Source organism: Vibrio misgurnus (assembly GCF_029635775.1).
Taxonomy (GTDB): Bacteria; Pseudomonadota; Gammaproteobacteria; order Enterobacterales; family Vibrionaceae; genus Vibrio; species Vibrio chanodichtyis.
This window is the reverse complement of record NZ_CP113241.1, coordinates 1,161,532-1,188,057: the sequence shown is the minus strand read 5'-3', so window position 1 is coordinate 1,188,057 and position 26,526 is coordinate 1,161,532. Positions and strand designations below refer to the sequence as shown.

The window sequence follows — 26,526 nt, the reverse complement described above, 5'->3', positions numbered from 1 at the left end:
TTTGAACACCTTATAACTAAACCATACAGTACGGTTATACTCTTGACAGCAGGACATCGTCAAGGGAAACTTATGCCCAATTGCTAATTGAACATAGACATCATCATGCGCGTAAAAAGTGAAGAAAAAAGGCAGGCAATTTTAGAAATTGCAAAAGATTCCTTTACACAACAAGGCTTTGAGCAAACTTCTATGTCGCATATTGCCAAGATGCTGGGCGGTTCTAAAGCGACCTTGTACAACTATTTCAGCTCGAAAGAGGAGATCTTTGCCGCGGTGATGGAGTCCTCCGCCACCGAGCAAATCGCCCTTTCCTTCCTCTCACTGGATCAAGATCGCGAGATTAAAACTGCGCTTTTAGAATTTGGTTACAATTTTTTGAACTCAGTCTTAACCCCAGAAGCGATGGCCATTTATCGGATGGCGATCCACGAAGCTGAGCGATCAGAAATTGGCCGCCATTATTATGAAAATGGCCCCAAACGGGGTTGGACTCGCTTAAGCCGTTATATTGAGAGCCAAATCGAATCTGGTGCTTTAAAAGTGTGTGATCCTTGGATTGCCGCGATGCATTTTAAGGCGCTGCTTTCTGCGCAATATTTCGAACCTTACGCATTAAAAGCGCTAGCCAAACCCACGTCCAGTGAGCTGAAAAGCGCCACACTATGTGCGGTTGACGCTTTTTTGTGTTTATACGCCGCCAGTTAACACCAATTCGGCGCATAAAAAAGCCGGGCATCTCCCGGCTTAGTGTTTGTTCAGTTAGCGAACTAAACTTGCGCGCGCTTATGTTTCGGCACGTAGTTTAAAATCGAAATCGGCACCGGTTTACTCGGCTCAAACCCTTCTACCACGCGGCGCTCAATCAAATGGCCTAAACGGCTTTCAATCATGCACAGGTTTTTGAAGTTGTCTTTTGAAACAAAAGAAATCGCTTCACCGACTGCATCGGCCCGTCCGGTACGACCAATTCGGTGTACATATTCATCGGCAGGAAATGGTAAATCGTAGTTCACCACACGAGAAAGCTGGTCGATATCAATCCCGCGCGCGGCCACTCCCGTTGCAACCAAGTACTTAATTTTGCCAGATTTAAAATCTTCCAATAACTGAGCACGGATCGCTTGGCTACGCCCGCTATGAAACGCTTCCGCTTGAATACCGCGCTTTTCCAGTTGAGCCGCCAGCTTGGCCGCACCATGTTTGGTTTCGATAAAAATCAGCGCTTGATCCCATTGCTGCTCAGTAATTAAGTGACTGAGCAAGGCTGATTTTTTGTCTTTATCGACCGTGATCAACCATTGGCTAATATTACTTTTCGAAGCTTGATTGGCTGCGATGGTAATTTCATAGGCATCATGTACCGCGGTTTTCGCCAACTCACGCACTTTACGTGACAGGGTCGCGGAAAACAGCAAAAACTGCACATCACGCGGCAAGCAATCAATGATTTTATTGATCGCCTCAATAAAGCCCATATCCAGCATGCGGTCAGCTTCATCCAGCACTACCATCTCGATCTCTTCGAAATAGACCGCGCGCTGACCATACAGATCCATCAAACGGCCCGGTGTCGCGACCAGCACATCGACCCCATCAAGCAAACGCTGCTTTTGCGCCTTTTCATCCACCCCACCAAACACGGCTAAGCTGGTTAAACCGGTAGCTTGACCATATTGCTCGGCTTTCTCCGCCACCTGCATTGCCAGCTCACGAGTTGGCACTAAAATCAGCGCGCGAACGCGTTTTTTACGCTGCGTTTGCCCTTGGCGCAGTTTTTCCAAGATAGGCAATACGAAACTGGCGGTTTTACCAGTACCGGTTTGCGCGGCAGCAATCACATCGCGACCTTGTAGGATCACTGGGATCGCTTGGGTTTGGATTTGGGTTGGGGTTTGATAACCAAGTTGCGCTACGGTTTGTACCAGAACGTCACTTAATCCAAGTTGAGCAAAAGACATAAATAGACTCTAAATCGATAATAAAAGGGCTGAGTTAAAAAGCTCAGCCTAAAAAGTTGCGCCAATTCTAACACCAAGCGCTGACTAGCGGGCGGATTTTATTCACAGGTACTGGCGGCATAACAGCGCTATTTCACGCAAACCGTTAACGAAAGCAGACTTGTGCCCAGCGCGCTAGACCAGCAGTCACCGAGCCAAAGTAATTACCACTGACCACAGGAATGTTAGGCAACGCCTGCTCAACCCCAGCACGTAAAATTGGTGAACGCGCGCTGCCGCCGGTCATAAAGATCACATCCGGCATCACACCACCAAGGGTCACTGCTTCGCTCACCAGTTCAATCATTTTGCTCTTTGGCGTCTCAATCGCCTCCATCATCGCCTCACGCGCGATAGCGACATCCAACTGTTCGGATAACACCTTGATCTGAGCGGTCACCTGCGCCAGATCCGACAGCGCTATCTTGGCTTCTTCAGCTTTTTTGACCAAACTGTAGCCGAGTTTATCCTGGTATACCGCGAGCAGACGGGCCAGTTTTTCTGGCTCACGCGCTTCTTTGTGTAGGCGTTTTAAATCCGCCAGATTTTCACGAGCAAAAAATTTGCTTTGCGCACTCACATCGTTAATCGCGATCGGATTCCAAAATTGAGTGATCGGCATATCTAGCCCACTTTGGGTTTGGCTACCAAAACCAAATGGTGTCATTAACTGCTTAAAAGCCAAATGAATATCCAGATCATTACCGCCGACGCGTTGCCCGGTATGCGCAATCAAGCTTTGGCTGCGATCAGCTTTGCCGCGCCAAGATGGCCCCATGCGTAGCAACGAACAATCGGTGGTACCGCCACCAATATCCACCACCAACACGGTTTTATCTTCGGTTAGGGTGGCTTCGTATTCCAAACCAGCAGCCACTGGCTCAAACTGAAATTCAAGCTGACGAAATCCGGCGCGAGTGGCCGCTTGGCGCAAAATATTTTCCGCTTGGCGATTGGAATCTGCGCCGCCTCGGCCTTGGAAATTAACCGGACGGCCAATCACCGCCTGATCAATGATCGTGTTTGAACGCGTTTCGGCCTGAGTTTTAATGTTAGCCATCATCGCACACACCAGATCTTCAAAAAATCGCAGTTGCATGGCGTGCAATCCGATCGATCCCAAGAACGATTTCGGCGATTTGACGTAATAGACTTGCTGCGGATCCGACAAGTAGCGATCCAGCGCCGCCTGACCGAACACCACATCATCAAACTGCAGATCAATGCCTTCCTCGCGGTTAGCCGCTACCGAACGACGTAGTAATTGCTCGCCAAGCGGATCCATAGGCGCAATGTGCCGATGTAGGAATAGATGCTCAGTTACCGAATCACGAGTTGGCGCTGCCAACGTTGAGGGAATATAAAAACGGTCATACTCAAGGGCGATCAACTGCGGATGCTCACCCTGCATGCTGGCCACTGAACAGTTGGCGGTGCCGTAATCAAACCCGATAAACATCTGCATACTCCTACTCTTGCACGAAAAAGGCCGGCGATACTACCGCAAGCCTTAGTTTATCTCTAGCAGAAGTTGTTGTTGGGTATCCAAGTTTGGCGGATTGGCGACCATTGCACCAACACCACAACTCCTTGTCAGAGCTGTGATTTAAGCATAAAAAAAGCCAGCGACTGCTGGCCTTCGTTCGTTAGAGCAATATCGCGACTGACGATGTGCTTAACGCAATGATGCGTTAACGTTAAAAAACAGGGTTAACTTTAAAAAACATCGTTTCGCCACTGCTATCATCGACGCCATCATTATCCGTCACAGCGTAACCTTGACCTGACGCATCAATCGCAAAGCCTTCAATCTTATCCAGCACATAACCGTTGCCCGCTTTCAGATCCGGCAGGAAATCATAGGCTAATTGTTTAGTGACAATCGGCAACTTGCTACCTAATGGCGCTGGTTTTACATCGGCCAGTGCCACTTTGTAAAGGCGCTTAATTTTGGCTTGCTCAGCAACTTGGTTATCCCGCTCCACCAGATATAACGCATCATTAAAATAAGTGATTTCCGATAAACCGACCCAACCTTGCGCGGTCTTCTCTAACGGATAATGCACCGCCGACCACTGCTCAGTTTTGGTGTTATAAGCCAATAATTTCGTCAGCGCTTTATCATCATTTTGCCATGGACGCTGGATAGCAACCCATAATGTATCACCAACCAGTGTGATCCCTTCTGCGCCAAAGCGGGTTTGCTCGGCAAGTAACTGGGCAGGAAAAGCCACCGTTTGGGTGATTTCACCATTAGCATCGACACGATACAGAGCATGGGGCACTTTTTTATCTAGATTGCCTTCTGAAGCTAGCCAGAAACCGCCGTTTCCATCGCTAGTGATGCCTTCTAAATCAAGATGTTTCGCGACTTTACCGTCACGTTTTACCGTGATCGCACGCTCAATCACCGCTAGCTGCTTGGTTGCATCAATAGTAAATATTGACGGCTGCGCAGCATAAAAACTGTCATTTACCGCATACAGCTTACCCGCTTGTTGAGCATCGCTCGCCAGTCCAGAGAGTGCGCCCCAACCGATGGGCACCCCTTGCGCATCATTGGCTGAAACGATCTGTGGATAGTGAGCAGGCTTGTCACTCAGCTGATAGATCATGATATGCGAGCGCGCACCACCATCTTTACCGAGATCCGCTTCATTGGCGGTGGCAAGCAGTTGGCGCTTAGGAATCGCAATCGCCGATTCAGGCGCGATCCCAGATGGCAAAACCTGCACAAATTCTGGTTTACCACCGGTATCTTTATACACTCCCACCAGTGAAGCCCGCTCCGCTAATACAAAAATATACTGCTGACCATTGAAGGTCGCGACTTCCAATCCTTCTGGTTCAATCCCTTTTTTATTAGAACGTTTTTCTGGATAGTGACCAACGCGGATTGCGTGATGCTCAAACTCGGCGCCACTTTCAAATAACACAGTGCCATTTTTATTGAAGATGGTAAAACCGCGCGCGCCACCTTGGTAGTCCCCTTCATTGGCGATCACCAAACGCTCGTTATCCAGCCACTTGACCGCATCAGGCTCACGCAGCGCCGCTTTAATGGTGCTATCAAACTGCAGCGCGCCATCTCTTTGAGTATCCACTTGGCTCAAATCAACCGCTCCGGCAGAAAAATGATTCACTACTTTGCCGGTTGGTGCATCAATGATCACGATATGATTATTCTCTTGCAAAGTGACCGCAATTTGGTGGTTATCATTAAAATCGACAAACTCTGGCTCAGGATCGTCACCGGCAATCTCAGCTAAACCGGTCAATTCAACCCGCTGTAACGTATTACAATCTGGCTTGCCTTGCTGATCTGTGCTCAAAATCACCACAAATCCGGCCGGCATTTGTGGCATCGCTCCGTCATTGAGATCTTCATCGCGCTCATTTTCTATCGCGACTGCGATATAACGGCCATCTTTCGATACCGCAACCGAATCAGGCTGGCCACCTAGATCGCACTGGGCAACTATTTTACGACTCGCGCTAGCAATCACCGCCAGATAGCCGGAAGGTTGGGTATAACTTGACGAAGTATTGACGCCAGCAAATACCCATTGACCAAACGCACTAACCGAGGTTGGCTCACCATTGAGCGATAAAAAACCGGCCGCTTGTGGCGCAGCAGGATCTTTGATATCAACAAAGCCGATCCCACCCAGCGGGCTATCAGAATAGATTAAGGTGTTACCATCAGGGGTAGCGGTAATAATTTCCGCCGATGTGGTTTGCTTGGCATCTTGATTGAGCGGCATATTATTAGCCACCGCAAAACTGGCGACACGATTAAAACTATTGATAGGATTAAAACTATTAATAGGGTTACTATTCGCGGCGCTTGGCAATGCGACACTGGCGAATAGTGTCGCCAAAACCGTTAAGCGAAATGGAGAACGAGCCATTTGAAATCCTTTTTATTCATCAACTGGCGCTTACCCTAGTAAGACAAGATGACAAATTGGTGTCTAACCGATGTCAATTTAATGAAACGCAACTATGCTGGCAGCCATATCACTGACTCTAGGTCTCCTATGCATACAAAAAAGCCAGCCGAAAATCGGCTGGCTGGCAAACATACAGAAGTGATTTGAGTATCGATTTAACCGATTATAAAAAGTGCAAGGTGGCATTAAAAGAAATCGTGCTCACATCACGGCTATCCATGGTGTAGTTCATATAACTTGCACCAACCGATAGTGGGCCCATGATGAAGTATTCCGCGCCAACGCCATACATCACATCCACCCCATCATCAGATTTACCGCCATTAGCATCAATATCCCATGCATGAATGCCGCCTTTGGCGTACACGTGCAGAGGGCCAAAATCAAAGCTTGGTTTCACCGCAAAGTAGAACGAAGATGGTGAATATTCCACCGCACCAATATCAAAATCACCATGATTTACATAGCCGCCTTCTAAGCCAATGATTGGCAGAATACCAGTACCCGCATGTACCGAGTAAGAGGTACCACTTTTGCCTTCAAAATCTGAGCGTCCAATCGAGGCACCACCGTAGATCCATGAGTCAGCGATCGCGGTTGAAGAGGCACCCAGTAGTGCCAGAGCCAGTAATGTCTTTTTCATCGTTAACCTTCTTAAAATAATTGAGCCCCCCACTACACGGGGTTGCCAGTTTGCGTGCCAATTTAGCGATTCGCGTCTGTTAAGCAAATTTCATACCTAACTGAAACATGCCAAGATGACTAACAAGCGTCAATGGCATGAATAATTCGTTTATCCGAAACCGGATACGGCGTGCCCAGCTGTTGTGCAAAATAGCTGACCCGTAGCTCTTCGAGCATCCAACGGATCTCTTTAACCGGCTCTGGCAAAGCCATCCCTTTTGGGATCTTGTTGAGTAATTGCTGATATTGTTTAGCCACTGACTCAATTTTCAACATATGCAGGCGATCTTTATTGGGATCGATCGGCAATTTCTCCATTCGCCGCTCAATCGCACGCATATAACGCAGAATATCCGGCAGGCGTTTCCAACCACATTCGGTGGCAAAGCCGCTAAAAATCAGCGCTTCAATTTGTGCTTTAACATCAGACAGCGCAAAGGCCATGGTAAAATCAACTTTGCCTTTCAAACGCTTATTGATGTTATACGCGGTGGTTAAAATGGTTTCGACCTGCTGGGCAATTTCAACCACCGTGTCACCCAATTCCGCGCGTACATGCTCTTTGAGCGCTTCAAACGCTTGCGGCTGCCATACCATGCCGCCACGCTCTTCAATCAGCTTATCAATGCCACAAGCAATACAGTCATCAATCAAATCCAGCACTTTGCCATACGGATTGAAATACAAACCCAATTTCGATTTATTAGGCAAGTTAGCGTGCAGATATTTAATCGGCGATGGCACATTGAGCAAAATCAAACGGCGCTGGCCAGCACGCATCGCGCTAAGCTGCTCTTGCTCGGTTTCAAACAGTTTAATCTCAACACTGTCTTTCTTATCCACCAGCGCAGGATAAGCTTTAACTTCAAACCCGCCACGCTTTTGCTGGTACATTTTTGGCAGTTCACCAAAGGACCAAGTGTGCAGATCGCGCTGTTCGATATCATCATCAGCGACTTGAGAAAGCGTCTCTTGCACTTGCTGTTTTAAGCTCTCTTTCAGTTCATGCAGATCATTGTGTTCATTCAGCTTACGCTGGCGATGATCAACTGCCCGATAGGTCATGATGAGATGCGCAGGTAACTGGTCTAACTTCCAATCTTCACGCTGCACCGTCACGCCCGTCATCCGTCGCAGCTCTTTTTCCAATGCATCGAGTAGCGGCATTTCCAACGGCGTCACCCGCGCCAAAAAAGCGTCAGCATAATTGGGCGCCGGCACAAAATTCTTACGCAGGGTTTTGGGTAGTGATTTGATTAAACTCACCACCAGCTCATGCCGCAGGCCAGGAATTTGCCAATCAAAGCCCTGTGGTTCGACTTGGTTTAAGATCGGCAGCGGGATGTGTACCGTCACACCGTCACTATTTTCACCCGGTTCAAACTGGTAACTGAGCTTGAGTTTCAAATTGCCTTGATGCCAAAAGTTAGGATAATCCAGCTCGGTGATATGACTGGCATCGCCTTTAAACAGCATCTCTTTTTCAAAGTTGAGCAGATCAGGCGTTTTACGGCTGGCGGTTTTCCACCACGCGTCAAAATGACGCCCTGACACCACTTCGCTTCCCACTCGTTGGTCATAAAATAGGAATAGCGCTTGATCATCAACCAAAATGTCCCGACGACGTGACTTGTGTTCAAGCTCTTCCACTTCCGCCAGCAAAGCGCGGTTTTGTTTAAAGAACGCGTGTTTGGTCTCCCAATCGCCTTCGACCAATGCACTGCGCATGAAAATTTCGCGGCACAGTATCGGATCGATAGCGCCGTAATTGACCAAGCGCTTCGGCACAATCGGAATGCCGTACAGCATCACTTTTTCATACGCCATCACTGCGGCATTTTTCTTCGACCAATGCGGCTCGCTATAGCTGCGTTTGATCAGGTGTTTGGCGAGCGGCTCAATCCAGTCCGGTTCGATTTTCGCTACCACACGCGCCCACAATTTTGAGGTTTCCACCAGCTCTGCCGACATCACCCACTTGGGCTGTTTTTTGAATAAGCCAGAGGCTGGGAAAATATTAAACCGCGCATTACGCGCGCCGTGGTATTCGTTCTTTTCCTGATCTTTCATCCCGATGTGCGAGAGTAAACCGACCAAAATAGCACTGTGCACCGCATGGTAGCTGCCCGGCTCAGTATTGAGCTTAAAGCCCATTTCACGAGTGGATTGATGCAGTTGGCTATACACATCTTGCCATTCACGCACCCGCAAATAGTTGAGGTAATCCAATTTACACTGACGGCGAAACGCGTTACTGGTCAAGGCCTTTTGCTGCTCAGCAATATACTGCCAAAGATTAACTAAGGTTAAAAAATCCGACTCGTCATGATTAAAACGACGATGTTTTTCATCCGCCGCTTGCTGTTTATCACTCGGTCTTTCGCGCGGATCTTGAATCGACAATGCCGAGGCAATGATCATCAGCTCTTTTAAGCAGCCATTGCGAGACGCTTCTAACACCATGCGCGCCAAACGCGGATCAATCGGCAGTCGTGCCAACTGCTTGCCACTTTCAGTAAGCCGTTTTTTCGGATCTTTGATTTGATCGTTGATGGCACCCAGCTCTTCAAGCAGGCGTACCCCATCTTGAATATTGCGTTTATCCGGCGCTTCCACAAATGGGAAAGCTTCAATATCACCCAGACCGAGCGCGGTCATTTGTAAAATCACCGACGCTAAGTTGGTGCGCAAAATTTCTGGGTCAGTAAACTCTGGACGCGCTAAGAAATCCGCTTCCGAGTAAAGACGGATACAGATCCCCTCTTCAGTCCGTCCGCAGCGGCCTTTACGTTGATTGGCACTGGCCAGTGACACCGGCTCAATCGGCAAACGTTGCACTTTAGTGCGATAGCTATAGCGGCTAATGCGCGCCGTTCCCGGATCAATCACATATTTGATACCCGGTACGGTTAGCGAGGTTTCCGCAACGTTAGTGGCCAGCACAATCCGTCGCCCAGCATGCGGCTGGAAAATTTTATTCTGCTCACCGGCCGATAAACGCGCGTAGAGTGGCACAATTTCTGTATCACGTAGGTTACGTTTTGTCAGTGCATCGGTAGTATCACGAATTTCACGCTCACCATTCATAAAAATCAGAATGTCGCCCAAACCTTCGCTACACAGTTCATCCACCGCGTCAAAAATACCGGCCAGTTGGTCGCGATCAGTTTCACTGTCATCCTCACTCGCCAGTGGGCGATAACGCACTTCAACTGGATACGTCCGGCCTGAGACTTCAATGATCGGTGCGTGGCTAAAATGCTGGGAAAAACGTTCTGGATCAATCGTTGCTGAAGTAATAATCACTTTAAGATCAGGGCGACGTGGCAACAGTTGCTTGAGATAACCCAAGATAAAATCGATGTTAAGGCTACGCTCATGCGCCTCATCGATAATAATGGTATCGTATTGATTCAAAAAGCGATCATTTTGGATCTCGGCCAGTAAAATACCGTCGGTCATCAATTTAATTTGGGTCTGATCGGAAATTTGATCGGTAAAGCGCACCTTATAGCCCACAAAGCCGCCGAGTTCAGTTTCCATCTCTTCAGCGATCCGGTTGGCAACCGAACGTGCCGCCAAACGACGCGGCTGAGTATGACCAATCAGGCCATATTTGCCGCGCCCTAACTCGGCACAAATTTTCGGTAGCTGAGTGGTTTTACCTGAGCCTGTCTCACCCGCCACAATCACCACTTGATGATGGGCAATCGCCTGAGCAATATCCTCGCGTTTTTGGCTAACAGGCAGCAAAGCGGGATAGTCGATTTTCGGCATCTGCTGTTTACGCTGCGCAACCACCATCATCGACTGTGCAATATCCAGTGCGATCTCATCAAAAACCGCATGACGAGCGGATTCATGTTTGATTTTACTCGCGCCATCAATTCGTTTGCTGAGGCGAAAGCGGTCTTTGATCAGACACTGAGCCAGTGCCTGCTTTAAACTAGCCGCACTATTGGCTTTAGGCTGAGCGGCGGAATGGGTGGGCTGTGACGAGGTCAAAGCATTTCCTATGATTATCTTGGCAAAAACTGCACGAATTGTATCACAGAGTTTTCGCAATACGGCTACCATCGCACCATTTGTGTCCTTAGTTGGCGATACAAGCAGCAATCGATGTCATGAAATGACCTTTTCAGCGCTACTAGCCTGAAAAGAAGCTTCTTTTTACCCGCCATTGGCCGTTAAAATAGTACCAGATACTTAAGGATACCTAGCGATTGTGAAAGCCTCTCAACTCAAAGCTATATTAAATCAACTGCCCACCGAGCTTGACCCCGATGTGGTGATGGGCGAAATCTGGCTGCCGGAGCGTCTGGTTGAAGCTCGGATCGATGATGAAATGCTGTTTCTGACCTTCGATAATGCACCGCAGGAAGAAGAAGGTGAAGAAGAGGGACGCGGCTTTGTGGCACATGAGCTTGAACTGATCCGCGCGCAAATTTTACAGATTCTGGATGACCAATGTGACCCTGCAACCAAAGCCGAGGCGCTTTTGGCACTGATCACGCTGGCGCATGAAACGACCAGCGCGCAATTTATCGAAATCTTTGGCTCGCTGCAGCAGACGTTATTTGCTGACCCACAAGCCTACGACTACAACATGCTTAAAGCTAACTTGGCTAAGTTATACGCATCCACATAACCGGAGTGCTGACGCCCTTCCCATGCAATGCCTTGTGATTCTTGTGCGGCACGATGACCAATCCGTTGATCTTTTAAGCGCTGTTGAATGCGAAATAAGGTGGCAAGATTAATAAATTCTTGGAATGGAAGCTTAATTCCTTTGGCTTGGCATTCTTTGATCAAAATAAGATCATCACGTCCCCACGAGGCATAGATTTTGTTCGAACCGCCAAAGTTTTTAACCATTGACTGGATCACCTCAGCGAGTGGCCGACCTTGTTTATCAATTTTACGCGGCGTGATCCCGGTTAATTCGGCACAAAACGGCGAGATTTGATCCTGATCGGGTTTAACAAAATATTGCGCTCGTTTGACAATTTCACCCGCCGACAGATCAATTTCCGCTAAACCAATTTCTATAATTTCACCCGTGGTGCCGACTCCGTTTTCATTCCAACAACACATTTCTAAATCGAAGCATACGACACGGTGGTAATTCATTGTGAGCTCTTTTGCTGTAACGTGGGGGCCGACATCCTACCTGAATTGAAAGCATATTTCGATTCCACCTTGCAGCATTGTTCCGCAATCGAAACCCGATTGCGCCCTTTCGATTTACTTAGATAGAGCTGTTCATCAACACTTTGTAAAATTTCCGGCTCACTGTAACCACAGTTAACGCTGGCACCAACACTGATGGTTAATGTCAGTTGCACTTCGGAATTGACCACAAATGGCTGACTTGCCACCGCGTTACGAATTCGCTCTAAATACTCATACAGCTCGTTAACCTCGGTCACTGAGGATAAAATGGCGAACTCATCACCACCAAAACGGGCAAAAGTATCTGCGTGGTTAAGCTGTTGCTCCACCGCCCGTGCAACATGATTTAACGCATAATCGCCAGCGAGATGTCCGTAGCTATCGTTGATCTGTTTAAAACGGTCAACATCAAATGACACCAAGGTAAATAATTGTTTACCGTCTAACTTTTTACACAATCTTTGATTGAAAAAGTGGCGGCTATAAAGCTTAGTCAAGCTATCGTGCTCCACCAGATAACGTAGCTCGGCCGTGCGTTCTTCAATCATTTCCGTCAGATGTTGCTTCTCTTTCATCTGCATACGCAGGATATAACTGAGCAAAAATGAGATAGTGGCACCACCTAAGCCTAACCCCAGCAACACCCACCATTCTCGGACAGTCACCGACTCATACAACGCAAACTCAATCACCCAATCACGATTAGGAAATACCAGGTTACGAGCAACCAGCAGACCTTCCTGCTCATTTTCTCGCCAGGTCGAACTTTGATAAAGGATCGGATTATCTTCGGAGCTAAATCCAGTATCGATCATACGCATATTAAGATTATCCATCGCACTGAGCTGAACTAATTTTTCAACATAAGTGGATAAGCGTACAACACCAACCATAATACCCTGTAATGTTCGCTCATCTTCAGCAGAAAAAACTGGGTGATAAACCAATATCCCATCTTTATCTATCAATGGTTCAAACCCGTCTTGCAGCAACCGAACTTTATCCGATACATTGGGACGACGATGAGTCACGATATCCTCTTGTATCAGCTTAAAACGCTGCCGTGCCGAATAAAAACCCAACAGTTTCTGATTGTCGTCATTGAGCGGATAGATATCCGATAAGATATATTTTGCCTCTTGCTCTGAACCAAAACCATACTGCACTTGCCCGCTTTCAGGCAGAAGAGTAAATAGTGTAAATTCTGGGAAACGTTGGCGCATTTGTACACTAAAGCTTTCGGCTTGCTCTGGCTCCACTTTGACTAACCACTGCAGGGCGATCAGACTTTGCGAACCTTTCAATGCTTCTTCAGCAAAAGTATGAAAATGACACCAATCATCGCTTGAGCTGGAGCGAAAAAAATTAGCCGCCGAGCCGATAAAATGAATATCACTATCCACAAACTGCTGCAGAGTCATCGTCTGTTGATCGGCTAGATTTTCTAACATCGTGCGGTTATAACGCAGTTGCACTTTATATGCGGTATAAACAACCAGCCCGGTCAGCTGCAGAGAAAACAAAAACACCAGTAGAGGTACTGTTACGCGAAAACGGCCGATCATCCACCTTTTCCTTACTTGTATTATCAACCACAACAACCATGAGCAAGACGCGTCATATCTCAGCATCTTTTGTCACTTAACACGATCATTTCAAACGATTCAAGGTTACAACATCACCGAAATATGCATTACAAAATTCGGGGCCGACGATGTTAACCAAGTTTAGTCAAAAATCATACAATTGAATTGCTCAACAAGTCGCCAAATAATCTTTCGTTGCGCGATGAAATCAGGATTGTTCACTCTCTTTCGTCTTGAATGTGCTACTATCCGCCCCCATTTGAACTTAGCGCTATCATAGCGTCTAGCGTAATAAGCCATTGAGAGGCTCTGGATAGTTATAATTTCCGCGCTTCCTTCGCTTAATGTTTTTCCGCTCAGCATTGCAACTGGTTGTGCTTTGCACCGCGTCTGCTACAGAGAACTCACCATGAATATCGACTTACATTTGATCCCGACCACTTTGGATATGCTGCATGTTGGTCTTGCTGTCACTACGTTATTGGTACTGATTGTCGCCTTAACCCGCCAAGGGCGAGTAATAGAAAAAATCATTGAAAAACCAGTAGAAAAAATTGTCACGCTTGAAAAGCCGGTTGAAAAAATCGTCGAAGTAGAAAAAATCATTGAAGTGGAGAAAGTGCGGGAAAGAGTGGTGGAAGTGGAGTCAACACTGGCAACCGCTTCGACCGATTCAGCACTGCAACTGCTGTCGATATTGCAAAAAGAAGCGCGTTTAATTGATTTCTTACAGCAAGAAGTCAGCCAGTTTTCTGATCAAGAAGTGGGCGCAGCCGCTCGCGTGATCCACAGTGGTGGGCAAAAAGTATTACGTGAATATCTGACCTTATCGCCGATTTGCAGCGAGCCGGAAGAGAGCCGTATCACCATTGAAGCGGGCTTTAATGCGCAGGCGATTCGTCTCACCGGACAAGTAACTGGTCAAGCTCCATTTGTCGGTACGCTGATCCACCAAGGCTGGCGCGCTGATTCCATTACGCTGCCAAAACTGGCGGAGCACTATGACACGGCGATTCTTGCCCCAGCCGAGGTGGAATTATAATGCAAACGCCTACTTCTGCAGCCCAATACAGTGTCGGTATCGATTTGGGTACCACCCACTGCGTACTAGCCTATCAAGCGCTAGCAACCAACCACAGTGACACGCCACCGATTCAAGTGTTGCCGATTGCACAAATGACCGCGCCGGGCACGGTGGAAAATCTCCACCAACTGGGCTCTTTTGTCTATCAGCCGCATGAACATGAAATGGCCGCCTCAGCGCGCCGTTTACCTTGGAGCAGCGAACCGAAGGCGCTGGTGGGAGCGATTGCGCGTAACCTTGGTAGCAAAACCCCGATCCGCTTAGTGGCAAGCGCCAAATCTTGGTTATGTCATGCCGGCGTCAATCGACGCGAGGCGTTTTTGCCATTGGCTAGCCCTGAAGAAGTCAGCAAAATTTCACCACTGCGTGCCACTGAACTCTATTTAGCCCATCTGCAAGCGGCGTGGGATCACGCTCATCCTGATGCGTGCTTAGCCGAGCAGGAAGTCACCATCACCGTACCGGCCTCATTTGATCCAGCAGCACGCGAGCTCACCGCTGAAGCGGCACGTAATATTGGCTTGCAGCAAGTAACTCTCCTCGAAGAGCCACAAGCCGCACTGTACAGTTGGATCGATAATCGCCATGAACAGTGGCGCAGCGAAGTCAGTGTCGGCGATGTGGTGTTGGTGATCGATATTGGTGGTGGTACCACTGATCTCTCTTTGGTTGAAGTGACCGAAGATCAAGGCAATCTCGCCCTGAAACGGATCGCGGTTGGCGAGCATATTTTGCTCGGTGGCGATAATATGGATCTCGCCCTCGCCTATGGCTTGAAAATGAAGTTGGCTCAACAAGGCCAAGAGTTACAAATGTGGCAAGTACAAGCGATGACTCATGCTTGTCGTGATGCGAAAGAAGCGTTACTCAGCCAGCCCGATTTAGCCGTCGTGCCGATTGTGGTCCCTAGTCGCGGCTCAAAACTGCTCGGCAGCACCTTAAAAACCGAGCTAACTCGTGAACATTTACAGCAAACCTTAGTCGATGGCTTCTTCCCTGCCGTGGCCATTCACGAGCAACCACAACAAAAAATGCGCGGCGCTTTGACCCAAATGAGTTTGCCCTACGCACAAGATGCTGGTATCACGCGCCACATTGCAGCGTTTTTAAGCAAGCAAGCGAATGCGCAAGGCCAATCGACCCAAGCGCAAACCGACGCATTGCCATTTGTCATGCCAGGGCTGAGCAGTATGTCAGCCGCGCACAGCGATTTTATTAAACCCAATGCGATCTTGCTCAATGGTGGGGTGCTGAAATCACCACTGCTTACCGAGCGTTTGCTCTCAACGATTAATGGCTGGTTAAGCCAAGCCAATCACCCGGCGGCGAAATTGCTGCAAGGGGTTGATCTCGATCTGGCTGTGGCACGCGGTGCCGCCTATTACGGCGTAGTACGGCAAGGACAAGGGGTGCGGATCCGTGGTGGGATCGCTTCGGCTTATTATGTGGGCATTGAAAGCGCAATGCCGGCCATTCCTGGCTTCGCGCCACCAATGGAAGCACTTTGCGTGGCTCCATTTGGCATGGAAGAAGGCTCCAACGCGCAAGTGGCTCAGCGTCAATTTGGCTTAGTGATTGGCCAGCCGGTACATTTCCAATTCTATGGTTCAACGGTACGCCGTGATGATTATCCGGGAACCCATTTAGTCGACTGGACTTACGATGAGTTAACTGAGCTACCACCGATTCAGATCACCTTACCCGCAGAGCAAGGCCGCCGCATCGGTGACGTAGTGCCAGTCACTCTCGCCACTCGGGTGACAGAATTGGGTACTCTGTGTCTTGAAGCGATTGCCGCTGATAACGGCCAAACTTGGCATGTAGAGTTTGATGTGCGTGATAAGCCAAGCTCTGAGACTGATCACGCTTAATCATTGATTTATGACTCCCGATGGAGTGCGGCATCGCTTGCGGTGCCGCAGAACGTTTATTATGACGAGGTAGCACATGTCATCTGCTCGTTTTTTGGTCGGCATTGATCTTGGCACCACCAACACTGTGGTGGCTTTCTGTGAGCTGAACGATAACCTGCAACAAGCTCCGATCGAAATTTTTCCAGTCGATCAGTTGGTCGGTCCCGGTGAAGTGTTACGCCAACCACTGCTGCCCTCTTTTCGCTATCATCCCGCTCCAAATCAATTTAGTGATGCAGATTTAACCCTACCCTGGTCATCACAACCGGTTGACGGTGATTTACCCCAGGTGATCATTGGCCAATGGGCGCGTGAACTGGGTGCAAAAATCGAAGGCCGACAAGTCACCAGTGCCAAAAGTTGGTTGTCACATCCGCATGTTGATCGCACTCAGCCGATTCTGCCTTGGGGCGCTGCTGCGGATGTCGAGCAAGTCTCACCACTGATTGCCAGTGCCAGTTATCTCAATCACATTCGTCAAGCTTGGGATCATCGTCATCCTTCCGATCGATTAGCGGCGCAGCAAGTCGTGGTTACCGTCCCTGCTTCGTTTGATGAAAGTGCCCGAAAATTAACACTTGAAGCAGCAAAATTAGCTGGGCTACCTGAGATTCTGCTGCTTGAGGAGCCCCAAGCGGTCTGCTATGACTGGCATCATCGCCATCAAGCGGAAGCAGGTGATATTTTACACTCGGCACCGCTGATTTTAGTGTGTGATGTGGGAGGCGGCACCACAGATTTAAGCTTGATCGCCGCTCAATTTGATCCGCAACAAACCCTACAGTTAAATCGAATCGGGGTTGGTGATCATCTGATGCTTGGCGGGGATAACCTCGACCTTGCGTTGGCGCATATCGTTGAAACTCGGCTTAAACAACAGCAGGGCAATCAAGCGAAAACCTTAAGCACGGCGAGCTTATCCAAACTGATCCAGCAAACCCGCCAAGCCAAAGAACGCCTGCTGGCCGCCAATTCACCAGAGCAGATCAACATCACTTTGCTGGGTAGTGGTTCAAAATTACTCACTGGAGCTCAAAGTGTTAGCCTAAGCCGTGCTGAAGTACATCAACTCGCGCTTGACGGTTTTTTTCCACTCACTCCCCGAGAAACCAGACCAGAAAAACGCCGCCGTGCGGTGGTTGAGTTTGGCTTGCCATATGCGGCAGATCCGGCGGTGAGCAAACACATTGCTGAATTTCTCAGTCAACCTCACGCAGCTGAGCAAACATCAACCGGTAAAACACCACCGTTACCGACAGCTCTGCTGCTCAATGGCGGTGTTTTTAACAGTGAACTGATTAGCTCGCGTCTGGTCACTCTGCTCAGCCAATGGCTAGGGCGGCCAGTTACCCTACTCGATAACCCACATCCCGACCGGTCGGTGGCACTCGGCGCAGTCGCCTATGCCAAAGCCACACGCGGCGCACAACTGAAAATTGGCGGCGGAGCGGCTCGCTCTTATTTTCTTCATTTGCCGGAAAAAAACCGACTCGGTAACGCGCTCTGTTTGCTCGCGAAAGGCAGTCGCGAAGGGCAAGAAATTCGCCTCACTAGCCGCCGTTTTGCACTTACTGTTGGTGAACCAGTCCGTTTTAATTTACTGACTTCAACCCATGATCAGATCAGCTCTGATGGCAAAATACAAAATGGAGCCTTGGTCGCGATCGACCCTGATAAATTTCAGCCTTTGCCACCTTATATTGTCAGCTTGCCAGCCTTGAATATCGGGGAATTGGCCGCCAATCAAAAACAGCGCGTTGCCGTGCAACTGGCCTGCCAATTAACCGAAGTGGGCACATTAAACATGGTGTGCATCAATCCCGATGATGAGACTCAGCGCTGGCAAGTGGAGTTTGCGGTTCGTGGCAAGACAACGGCCAGCCCTGAACAGCAAACTGAATCAGTGGGTGACTCAACACAATTACAAGCCGCCAAAGCGTTAATCAGCGCCGCATATAGCGCCAATAAAACCAATGCTGATCAACAAACCATTAAAACCCTGACTAAAGCCTTAGAACAACGCTTAGGCAAGAGGGATGCATGGGATTTTGCCACGCTGCGTAGCCTATTTGATATTCTGTTACTTGGCCGCAAACGTCGCCGTCGCTCAGAGCTGCATGAAAAAAACTGGCTACGCCTCGCTGGATTTAGTTTGCGCCCTGGATTTGGTGATGCGAGCGACAGTTGGCGGATTGAGCAACTCTGGGCGCTGTATCAAGCTGGTATCCAATTTAGTAATTCACAAGGTTGGACCGATTGGTGGGTATTGTGGCGGCGAGTGGCGGGAGGCTTAAATCAAGCCCAACAAGAAACCGTGCTGGCCGATATCGCTAAATATTTACATCCAAGCGCAATGCGCAGCGTGGCTTCAAGCAAAGAAGCCCAAGAGAAAGGCTATGAGGCGATGGTACGCTTGGCCGCCTCACTCGAACATCTGCATGTCGACGATAAAACCCTGCTCGCGACTTGGTTTCTCAATAAAGCGCTCAATCATAACCAGTACCAACAAGCCCATTGGTGGGCTTGCGGTCGTTTAGCCGCGCGCACGCCATTGTACGGTAGTTTGCATACCATACTACCCAAAGATCAAATCGAGGATTGGTTACCCAAACTGTTGCAGCAAGATTGGCAACAACAGCCAATGTGCGCTTTTGCTGTCGTCATGATGTGTCGCAAGACCGGCGATCGTAGCCGTGACGTCAGTGAAGAGTGGCGAGCCCAAGTAGTGAGCAAGCTAAAACAGAGCCGAGTGAGTGAATCATGGATTCATTTGGTCAGTGAGGTGATGGAATTGAATGCCAACGAAACCCAACGAGCATTTGGGGAAAGTTTACCGCATGGCTTGATGCTACTCGGTTAATGCTGCTAGGTTTATACGATTAGGCTTATACGGTTGGTTTTATAATGTCAGCTTGATATGACTAACACCATAACCGACCGGTACCTTTTACAATGCAGGGGAAACACCCCCTGCTTGTCATGATTGCACTACCTAGGCGACAAATATAACTACTTAAGCTCGCGTTAAGTATTAAAAAAGGTGTAGAATTCGTGCCCCAACAATCCCAAACCAGCGAGCATGGCTTGCCAGTTAAGGGAATAACAGCTGCCGCCCACCATCAAACCGTATTGAGTGTTGTGGGGTAGTCACTACTGTGACCCGTTAGCTGATACTTCATTCAACAATATCATGACTATTATTACGCCGGTGGAAATCGAAATTTCGATAAAACACACCCGCTTGGGTTGCCAATAAGCCTATGGAACAAGATAAATTTACACATATTTTTCGTTTGCCGGGTTCAATTCAAGTCCGAATCGCTAAATGGCAACAAACCTTTCGCGGTAAGTCTGATTTAGTGCTGCATCAGGCATTAGTGGCACGTAATCATCACTATCAACAAACCGAGTTTCAACCCAAAGGTTGGTGCGTCAATCTGTTTGATAGTGATGAGATTTCGATTACTCATCACGGTGACTATATCCAAACAGCCATGCGCACTATGCTGGATAGAAAAGTCTCTTATAAACGCCTCTATTTATCTCGTTTGACGCTTGAGGAAGCGAAGGCTGAGCTACAACGCTTTAAAATAACTTGGATTAACCAACATAACCGCGTCGCGGTGCGTTTTAACCAGATTCAAAAGAACGCTTTTCTTGAGTATGCGCAAGAGGAAATTGAGACACTCTACCCCGCGATTCCAGAGCAAGGCTTTGATCGTGAATTATGGAATCGTTTGGTTGTTCAAGAGTTGGGACCGGCTGCGCATTATCAAGACCCTTATTTTGTGCTGCCAGATGAAAATGCATTAGCCAAACATGCTCAAGCTCAGCAAAAAAAATCGGCGCATCATCGTGGCAAAGCTAATCACAGCAAAACTAGCAACACCAAATCTAACCATGCAAAATTCTCAGCGCAGCATAAGTCGAACAGGGATTTTCATGGCAAACATCCTAGCCCCCAAAAGCCGCGTTATCCCTTATAAAGCAATGCCTCACCAATAATATCGCGATCCTTAATCAATAGGATCAACAAGATAAGAACAGGGTGCCAAAGGTACTAAAAGCCGGTCAGCGCGAGCTCCGGCTTAATTAGCGTGACAAGATCACCTTAGTGAGTCACATCATCTGGTCGGCGGCCAAACTCCGCTTGTTCAAAAATATCGGCCAAGGTTTTTTGCCGTTTAAGCGGCTTTCTGCGTGAGCGCTTGGCTTCAAAATGTTGTTCTACCTGCTGTAAAGTCTCTTCATGCTGTTTAGCTGCTTCAAGAAAATCAGGGTTGTTCATCGCCTGTTGGCGCAAACGGTTAACACGTTCGAGTCGATCAGAAAACATATTAAGCCCTCATTTACTGTATATAATTACAGCATAGTCCACTTTATTGACTTGTCAATCAAAACACTGGCTTTTCATACAGTATTTTTTATATGATGCTGCAATTAAGTAAACAAGCAGAACCGGTATGCTATCTATCGCTCATTGTAAGCGCCTATAAGGAAAGTAGCTTGTCGTTAAGCGCATTGCGCACAGTGGTGCGATGATCCAAATAGTGATTCAGTCCAGCGTAGCGTAACTGGCAAGCAGGACACTCACCGCAGCCATCACCCATCAATCCGTTGTAACAGGTTAGCGTGTGATGACGGATCAGCTCTAGCGCACCCAGTTGATCGGCTAAAGCCCACGTTTCCGCTTTATTTAACCACATTAGCGGAGTTTTAATCGTCAATGGCAGATCCATCCCCTTAGCTAACGCTTGGTTCATCGCTTGTACAAACTCATGGCGACAGTCTGGATACCCTGAAAAATCGGTTTCACATACCCCAGTAATGATGGTGGTCGCGCCAATTTGATAGGCATAAATACCGGCCAAGGTTAAAAATAGAATATTGCGCCCAGGCACAAATGAATTGGGTAAACCGTTCTCTTGCAACTGATGAGATACAGGAATGTCATCACGCGTCAGTGAGCTTATCGCCAATTCATTAAGCAAACCGACATCCATCACTTTATGCGCTGCAACACCTAACTGCTTTGCCAATCTTTGTGCTACTTCTATCTCTAATTTATGGCGCTGGCCATAATCAAAAGTAATCGCGTGTACCTCATCAAATTCTTGGCATGCTTGAACCAAACAAGTGGTTGAATCTTGTCCTCCGCTAAACACGACGACCGCTTTTTTCATGTTGTGCTCCTTTATAAGCAATATTGATATTGTGATGGGCTTGGATCAGTGGCCACGCTGTGCGAGCAGACCATAATCGAGAAGGTGATCAAGTTCAATTTAAATACCTAACCTGCCAGCAAAATCACCACGACTTTCATTTTTGAGCAGCTTTGCTCACTGTTGAGGGTGAAAATGTATATAATCACACGCCTTGTTGTTCAATTTTAGCTAGGTATCTGATGTACAAATTGATTGCGCTCGATATGGATGGCACGCTGCTCAATAGCCAAAAGCAAATTTCTCCCCGCACCAAACAGGCAATTGCCGACGCACGTCAACAAGGCATTCAGGTCGTGCTGGCTTCTGGCCGCCCGCTTGATGGTATGCGCAGTAAATTGGAAGAATTACAACTGACCAGCGATCAAGATTATGTGCTGTACTACAACGGTTCTATGGTAGCGAATGTCGCCAGTGGTGAAATTATTTATCAGCAGATCATTGATGGCCACGCAGCGAAACGCGTTGCACGTTTAGCACAACAGCTTGAACTCAATTGCCATGCGTTTAGCCAAGAGCATGGGTTGATCACCCCACAAACCAGCCAATACACTCAAGTTGAAGCCAACATCAATGGTCTTAACATTACCGAAATGGATTTTGAACAGTTAGCGGACGATCACCCGATCATTAAAGCGATGATTGTCGGTGAGCCAGAAAAACTAACTCAGGCGATTGCTCAATTAGCGCCACAGTGGCGAGAAGAGTTTACGGTGGTACAAAGTGCGCCATTTTTCTTAGAGTTTCTCAATACCGGCAGCAATAAAGGGGTTGGGGTAAAAGCGATTGCGGAACATTTAGGGATTGCAGCCCATGAAGTGATCTGCATGGGTGATGCCGAAAATGATCACCATATGCTCGAATATGCCGGACTCGGTATTGCGATGGCCAATGCGATGGATGAAACCAAACAACTGGCCGATCACATCACGTTGAGTAATGACCAAGATGGCGTAGCGATTGCGATTGAACGCTTTGCGCTCAGAGGCTCGCAGCACGCTTAACGATCTCGGCACACGAAACATCATCTGCCCGTTAAATTGAATGAGGCGGAAAACTCAGCGGCAAGCAACGGTTTGAACATTGCTTGCCGTTTTTATCGGTGGAAAATCAGTGGCGTTAAATCTGCGTGGCTAATTTTAAGCACCGCGCTTTGCCTTGCAATAACGCATATTGCTGACTGGCCGCGGGGATCAACACACACACGTTTTGTGCCTGTTGTTGAGCTTGAGCCAACAGAGCACTCAACTCAACCGGTGATTCAAAACTCTGCCGCTGCGCATCACGGCGGCACAGATCAATAAACTCAAACGGGCAATTTAGTGTATGCAACACCAGCTCGGCTTGCTGCATATGGCGCAGCGCTTTCAGCGCTAGCAGCTCAACATCCGATCCAAACTCAATCCATGTTGTACTCCATACCTTAGCACTGGGTTGAGTGAGTAAATGCTGATAAATCGACTCTAACACATCTCGATCTTGCGCATGCTGCACTTGTGGATCGGCAAAAAAACGCTCCCAAAACTGGCGACGCAGATCAACATTAGGCAGAGACTGCTTAATCGAATTACGTTTTGATGCAGCAAAATCCGCCAGCAGCGCCAAGTTATGCGCCAATACCGACTCTAAGGTTTGACGAATATTGCGCACCAATACTGGCGAAGCACCACCGCTGGAAATTGCTAATTGAATGCGCCCTCTTTCGATCATCGAGGGTGTAATAAAATCGCAGTAGGGTTGATCATCGACCACATTGACTAAAATCCCCTGCTGTTTGGCATCTTGATAAACTTGATGATTGAGTTGGGGATTGTCCGTGGTTGCCCAGACTTGGAGATAACGTTTATCTAACCAACGGGATGAGTAAAAATGCTGGATCCAAGTACACTTACCTTGCTCAATCCACGATTGCAAAGTGGCGCTAACTTGCGGTGAAATCACCGTCACCTTGGCATCCGCTCGGAGTAACGCATCAATTTTTCGGCAAGCGACTTCTCCACCGCCCACCACTAATACCGGTTTATTGGTTAAATCCAAGAACAACGGGAAATAGCGCATAGTCCATCTTATCGGTATCCATCCTGAATTGGCCCATGCTACCAAAAATGGGGCAATAAAAGCATCCAATAACCGAAAGCAAATAAAATCTGTGCAAATTTTGCCACCAAACCAGTGAAAGCGACCAAATTTCAGCCTAACGGCAGCATAAATAAATGGCACTCGATTTTCCCACCCTCACGCCATTCTGTTGCACCACTTTGTTGCCTTGTTGCACCATTTACATTTACTTAACAGTTCGCCATGCTGAATAGCGTAACTGGACGGGATCGACTAACTCACTCTTTTCACGAATGGTTTGAGAAATCGGACATCCTTACCTACGCTTACTGCGAATTGATTCATTAATGTGCAAGCACGGTGGTGAAGTCTAACCAACAAATCACTTTCAACTTATAAAGCACCATCACACAACATCGTAAAACCCCTGGTATCAGGTGTCACTCAGTCAACAATGGATTACCCAAAACAGAGTAAACAGGAAGGATACAAATGGCGAATAAATTCACGATTCTTGCTTCTGTCGTCACTGCCTCATCTGCGTTGCTGTCTTATTCGGCATCCGCGGCACCCAGCACGCTCGACAAAGTGTTATCTCAAGGCGTACTGACTTGTGGTGTCAGTACTGGTTTGCCCGGTTTCTCTAACCCTAATGCGAAAGGAGAATGGGAAGGGATCGACGTGGAGTATTGCCAAGCATTGGCGGCGGCGGTGCTGGGGGATAAAACCAAAGTCAAATATGTGCCACTCACCGCCAAAGAGCGTTTCACTGCGCTGCAATCGGGCGAAATTGATGTGCTGTCGCGTAACACTACTTGGACGTTACAACGTGACAGCACCCTAGGTCTTAACTTCGTTGGGGTCACTTACTACGATGGCCAAGGTTTTATGGTCAAAAAAGAGTTGGGGGTAAAAAGTGCCAAAGAATTGGATGGTGCGTCGGTTTGTGTTGAATCAGGTACCACCACTGAACTTAATCTTGCCGATTATTTCCGTAATAACGGCATGAGTTATAAACCGGTAGTGTTTGATACTGGAGCTCAAACCTCAAAAGGTTTTGATGCGGGTCGCTGTGATGTACTCACCACCGATCAGTCCGGTCTTTACGCGCTGCGCCTCAATCTAGAAAAACCCGATTCGGCAATGGTGTTACCGGAAATTATTTCCAAAGAACCGCTTGGCCCCGTGGTGCGTCAAAATGATGATCAATGGTTCAGCGTGACAAAATGGGTGCTGTTCGCCATGATCAATGCCGAAGAATATGGCATCACCTCGAAAAACGTTGAACAAATGCTGAAATCCGACAATCCAGATGTAAAACGGATCTTAGGCTTGGATGGCCCTAAAGGTAGCGGACTAGGGATCCGTGATGACTGGGGGTATCAGATCGTAAAACAAGTCGGTAACTATGGTGAGATCTTCGAGCGTACTGTGGGTACAGGCTCACCACTTAAAATTGACCGTGGTGTCAATGCGCTGTGGAATGCAGGTGGTTTCATGTATGCCCCACCGATCCGCTAATTGATCATCATAATCTGTCACCCTCTGACCGTGCTTGTGGCTTGTGTTGCGCACAAGCACGGCCACTAACAACGCGGCACAAGGCTTGTCGCCGCACACACAAAATGGATAAGAGGTTATCGCTGTATGAAGCCTATCAATAAAGCGATGTCACACCCTTCTGACGCGCAGACTAAGCATACCCATTTCCTGTATAACCCAACTTTTCGCTCTGCTCTATTTCAATTGATCGCCGTTGGTATCGTCGCTTTTGTGCTATTCACTATCGTGAATAACGCGCTCACCAATTTGGCATCGCGCGGTATCGCGACCGGATTTGCCTTTTTAGAGCAGCCCGCGGGCTTTGGTATTAGCCAATCTCTGGTGGCGTATGATGAAACCTACAGTTATGCGCGCACATTTTTAGTCGGGCTACTGAACACTGCGCTGGTTTCCGTGCTGGGGATTCTTTTTGCTACATTACTCGGATTTATATTAGGCATTGCCCGTTTATCTCGTCACTGGCTGATCAGCCGCTTAGCCACCGTATATATCGAGATCTTCCGAAATATTCCATTGCTGCTGCAGATCTTCTTTTGGTACTTCGTGGTGTTACGTGCCCTTCCCTCAACCAAACAAAGCATGCACCTTGGTGAATGGTTCTATCTTAATATTAAGGGACTGTATCTTGCCAAACCGGTGTTTGGTACTGGCAGCGGATGGGTAGCAATGGCGCTGATTATTGGGGTGATCGCCTGCTGGCTATTGAGCATTTGGGCCCACAACCGTCAACGCTTGACAGGTCAGCAAACCCCAATTTATCGCTATGTTTTGTTATGCTGTGTGGCATTGCCATTGATGGTGTATTGGCTGCTAGGCCAACCGATTGGGCTGGAATATCCGGTTCTACGCGGCTTTAATTTCCAAGGTGGGATCTCGGTTCTGCCTGAATTTGCGGCATTATTGGTGGCCTTAACCATCTATACCGCGTCATTTATCGCCGAGATTGTGCGCTCAGGGATCAACGCGGTCAATCACGGCCAAACTGAAGCAGCGATGTCCCTTGGCCTGCCCCGTTCGCACACCTTGAAATTGATCATTATTCCTCAAGCGCTACGCATTATTATTCCACCCTTGACCAGCCAATATCTGAATTTAACCAAAAACTCCTCTCTAGCAATGGCGATCGGTTATCCCGATTTGGTGTCCGTTTTTGCGGGAACCACTCTTAACCAAACTGGCCAAGCAATTGAGATTATTTCAATGACCATGCTGGTTTATTTGAGCCTAAGTTTAATTACTTCAGCCTTAATGAATCTGTACAACCGCAAAGTGGCTCTGGTGGAAAGATAAT

At 48.0% G+C, this 26,526-nt stretch carries 18 protein-coding genes and 1 pseudogene; 9 read left to right on the top strand and 10 right to left on the bottom strand.

Annotated elements, in window-relative coordinates:
• The first annotated feature begins 105 nt into the window (after positions 1 to 105).
• A complete protein-coding gene (locus OOK74_RS05610) occupies positions 106 to 708 on the top strand; it encodes a TetR/AcrR family transcriptional regulator (RefSeq protein WP_274721911.1) in 603 nt (200 codons plus the stop codon).
• 62 nt (positions 709 to 770) lie between these two features.
• On the opposite strand, the gene OOK74_RS05605 is transcribed toward OOK74_RS05610, so the two are convergent.
• The 5 genes from OOK74_RS05605 to hrpA all read right to left on the bottom strand — a co-directional run bounded on the left by OOK74_RS05605 (position 771) and on the right by hrpA (position 10,642).
• A complete protein-coding gene (locus OOK74_RS05605; protein ID WP_274721912.1) occupies positions 771 to 1,961 on the bottom strand; it encodes a DEAD/DEAH box helicase in 1,191 nt (396 codons plus the stop codon).
• 145 nt (positions 1,962 to 2,106) lie between these two features.
• Positions 2,107 to 3,459, bottom strand: coding sequence for a molecular chaperone (yegD, locus tag OOK74_RS05600; RefSeq protein WP_274721913.1), 1,353 nt, complete (start codon positions 3,457 to 3,459; stop codon positions 2,107 to 2,109).
• A 238-nt stretch (positions 3,460 to 3,697) separates the two neighbouring features.
• Complete coding sequence (locus tag OOK74_RS05595; RefSeq protein WP_274721914.1) at positions 3,698 to 5,911, bottom strand: esterase-like activity of phytase family protein; 2,214 nt, start codon at positions 5,909 to 5,911, stop codon at positions 3,698 to 3,700.
• A 205-nt stretch (positions 5,912 to 6,116) separates the two neighbouring features.
• Positions 6,117 to 6,596, bottom strand: a complete 480-nt coding sequence (locus OOK74_RS05590; RefSeq protein WP_274721915.1) for an outer membrane beta-barrel protein — start codon at positions 6,594 to 6,596, stop codon at positions 6,117 to 6,119.
• A gap of 119 nt (positions 6,597 to 6,715) precedes the next feature.
• Complete coding sequence (hrpA, locus tag OOK74_RS05585; RefSeq protein ID WP_274721916.1) at positions 6,716 to 10,642, bottom strand: ATP-dependent RNA helicase HrpA; 3,927 nt, start codon at positions 10,640 to 10,642, stop codon at positions 6,716 to 6,718.
• Between the two features lie 220 nt (positions 10,643 to 10,862).
• Here hrpA and OOK74_RS05580 point away from each other — a divergent pair.
• Positions 10,863 to 11,201 (top strand): annotated as a pseudogene (locus OOK74_RS05580) (VC1380 family protein); the annotation flags it as partial.
• Positions 11,202 to 11,236: 35 nt separating this feature from the next.
• On the opposite strand, the gene OOK74_RS05575 reads toward OOK74_RS05580, so the two are convergent.
• Together OOK74_RS05575 and OOK74_RS05570 are read right to left on the bottom strand one after the other, a co-directional pair.
• Complete coding sequence (locus OOK74_RS05575; RefSeq protein ID WP_274721917.1) at positions 11,237 to 11,767, bottom strand: 3'-5' exonuclease; 531 nt, start codon at positions 11,765 to 11,767, stop codon at positions 11,237 to 11,239.
• Complete coding sequence (locus OOK74_RS05570) at positions 11,764 to 13,374, bottom strand: sensor domain-containing diguanylate cyclase (RefSeq protein WP_274721918.1); 1,611 nt, start codon at positions 13,372 to 13,374, stop codon at positions 11,764 to 11,766. Before OOK74_RS05570 ends, OOK74_RS05575 begins: the two co-directional genes overlap by 4 nt.
• A gap of 430 nt (positions 13,375 to 13,804) precedes the next feature.
• On the opposite strand from OOK74_RS05570, the gene OOK74_RS05565 reads away from it, so the two are divergent.
• From OOK74_RS05565 to OOK74_RS05550, 4 genes are all read left to right on the top strand, one after another.
• On the top strand, positions 13,805 to 14,437 hold the full coding sequence (locus OOK74_RS05565; protein ID WP_274721919.1) for a DUF2760 domain-containing protein: 633 nt from the start codon (positions 13,805 to 13,807) through the stop codon (positions 14,435 to 14,437).
• The gene (locus tag OOK74_RS05560) at positions 14,437 to 16,350 is read left to right on the top strand and encodes an Hsp70 family protein (RefSeq protein ID WP_274721920.1); all 1,914 of its coding nucleotides are present in this window, start codon (positions 14,437 to 14,439) and stop codon (positions 16,348 to 16,350) included. The genes OOK74_RS05565 and OOK74_RS05560 overlap by 1 nt, the downstream gene beginning before the upstream one ends.
• 76 nt (positions 16,351 to 16,426) lie before the next feature.
• Positions 16,427 to 19,252: an Hsp70 family protein gene (locus OOK74_RS05555; protein ID WP_274721921.1), complete on the top strand. Its 2,826-nt coding sequence runs from the start codon at positions 16,427 to 16,429 to the stop codon at positions 19,250 to 19,252.
• Between the two features lie 400 nt (positions 19,253 to 19,652).
• Positions 19,653 to 20,378 carry an MSHA operon transcriptional regulator gene (locus OOK74_RS05550; protein WP_274721922.1) on the top strand — a complete coding sequence of 242 codons (726 nt, stop codon included), beginning with the start codon at positions 19,653 to 19,655 and terminating at the stop codon, positions 20,376 to 20,378.
• Positions 20,379 to 20,503: 125 nt separating this feature from the next.
• Here OOK74_RS05550 and OOK74_RS05545 read toward each other — a convergent pair whose 3' ends face one another.
• Together OOK74_RS05545 and queC are read right to left on the bottom strand one after the other, a co-directional pair.
• Positions 20,504 to 20,728: a hypothetical protein gene (locus OOK74_RS05545; RefSeq protein ID WP_274721923.1), complete on the bottom strand. Its 225-nt coding sequence runs from the start codon at positions 20,726 to 20,728 to the stop codon at positions 20,504 to 20,506.
• Between the two features lie 154 nt (positions 20,729 to 20,882).
• The gene (gene queC, locus OOK74_RS05540; RefSeq protein WP_406707960.1) at positions 20,883 to 21,590 is read right to left on the bottom strand and encodes a 7-cyano-7-deazaguanine synthase QueC; all 708 of its coding nucleotides are present in this window, start codon (positions 21,588 to 21,590) and stop codon (positions 20,883 to 20,885) included.
• Positions 21,591 to 21,796: 206 nt separating this feature from the next.
• Here queC and OOK74_RS05535 point away from each other — a divergent pair, with 206 nt between their 5' ends.
• Positions 21,797 to 22,618: a Cof-type HAD-IIB family hydrolase gene (locus OOK74_RS05535; protein ID WP_274721925.1), complete on the top strand. Its 822-nt coding sequence runs from the start codon at positions 21,797 to 21,799 to the stop codon at positions 22,616 to 22,618.
• Between the two features lie 115 nt (positions 22,619 to 22,733).
• On the opposite strand, the gene OOK74_RS05530 is transcribed toward OOK74_RS05535, so the two are convergent.
• The gene (locus OOK74_RS05530) at positions 22,734 to 23,672 is read right to left on the bottom strand and encodes a precorrin-2 dehydrogenase/sirohydrochlorin ferrochelatase family protein (RefSeq protein WP_274721926.1); all 939 of its coding nucleotides are present in this window, start codon (positions 23,670 to 23,672) and stop codon (positions 22,734 to 22,736) included.
• 492 nt (positions 23,673 to 24,164) lie between these two features.
• Here OOK74_RS05530 and OOK74_RS05525 point away from each other — a divergent pair, with 492 nt between their 5' ends.
• Together OOK74_RS05525 and OOK74_RS05520 are read left to right on the top strand one after the other, a co-directional pair.
• A complete protein-coding gene (locus tag OOK74_RS05525; RefSeq protein ID WP_274721927.1) occupies positions 24,165 to 25,193 on the top strand; it encodes an amino acid ABC transporter substrate-binding protein in 1,029 nt (342 codons plus the stop codon).
• 126 nt (positions 25,194 to 25,319) lie between these two features.
• Entirely contained in the window at positions 25,320 to 26,525 is a 1,206-nt protein-coding gene (locus OOK74_RS05520; protein ID WP_274721928.1) for an amino acid ABC transporter permease, read from the top strand.
• Position 26,526 lies beyond the last annotated feature (1 nt).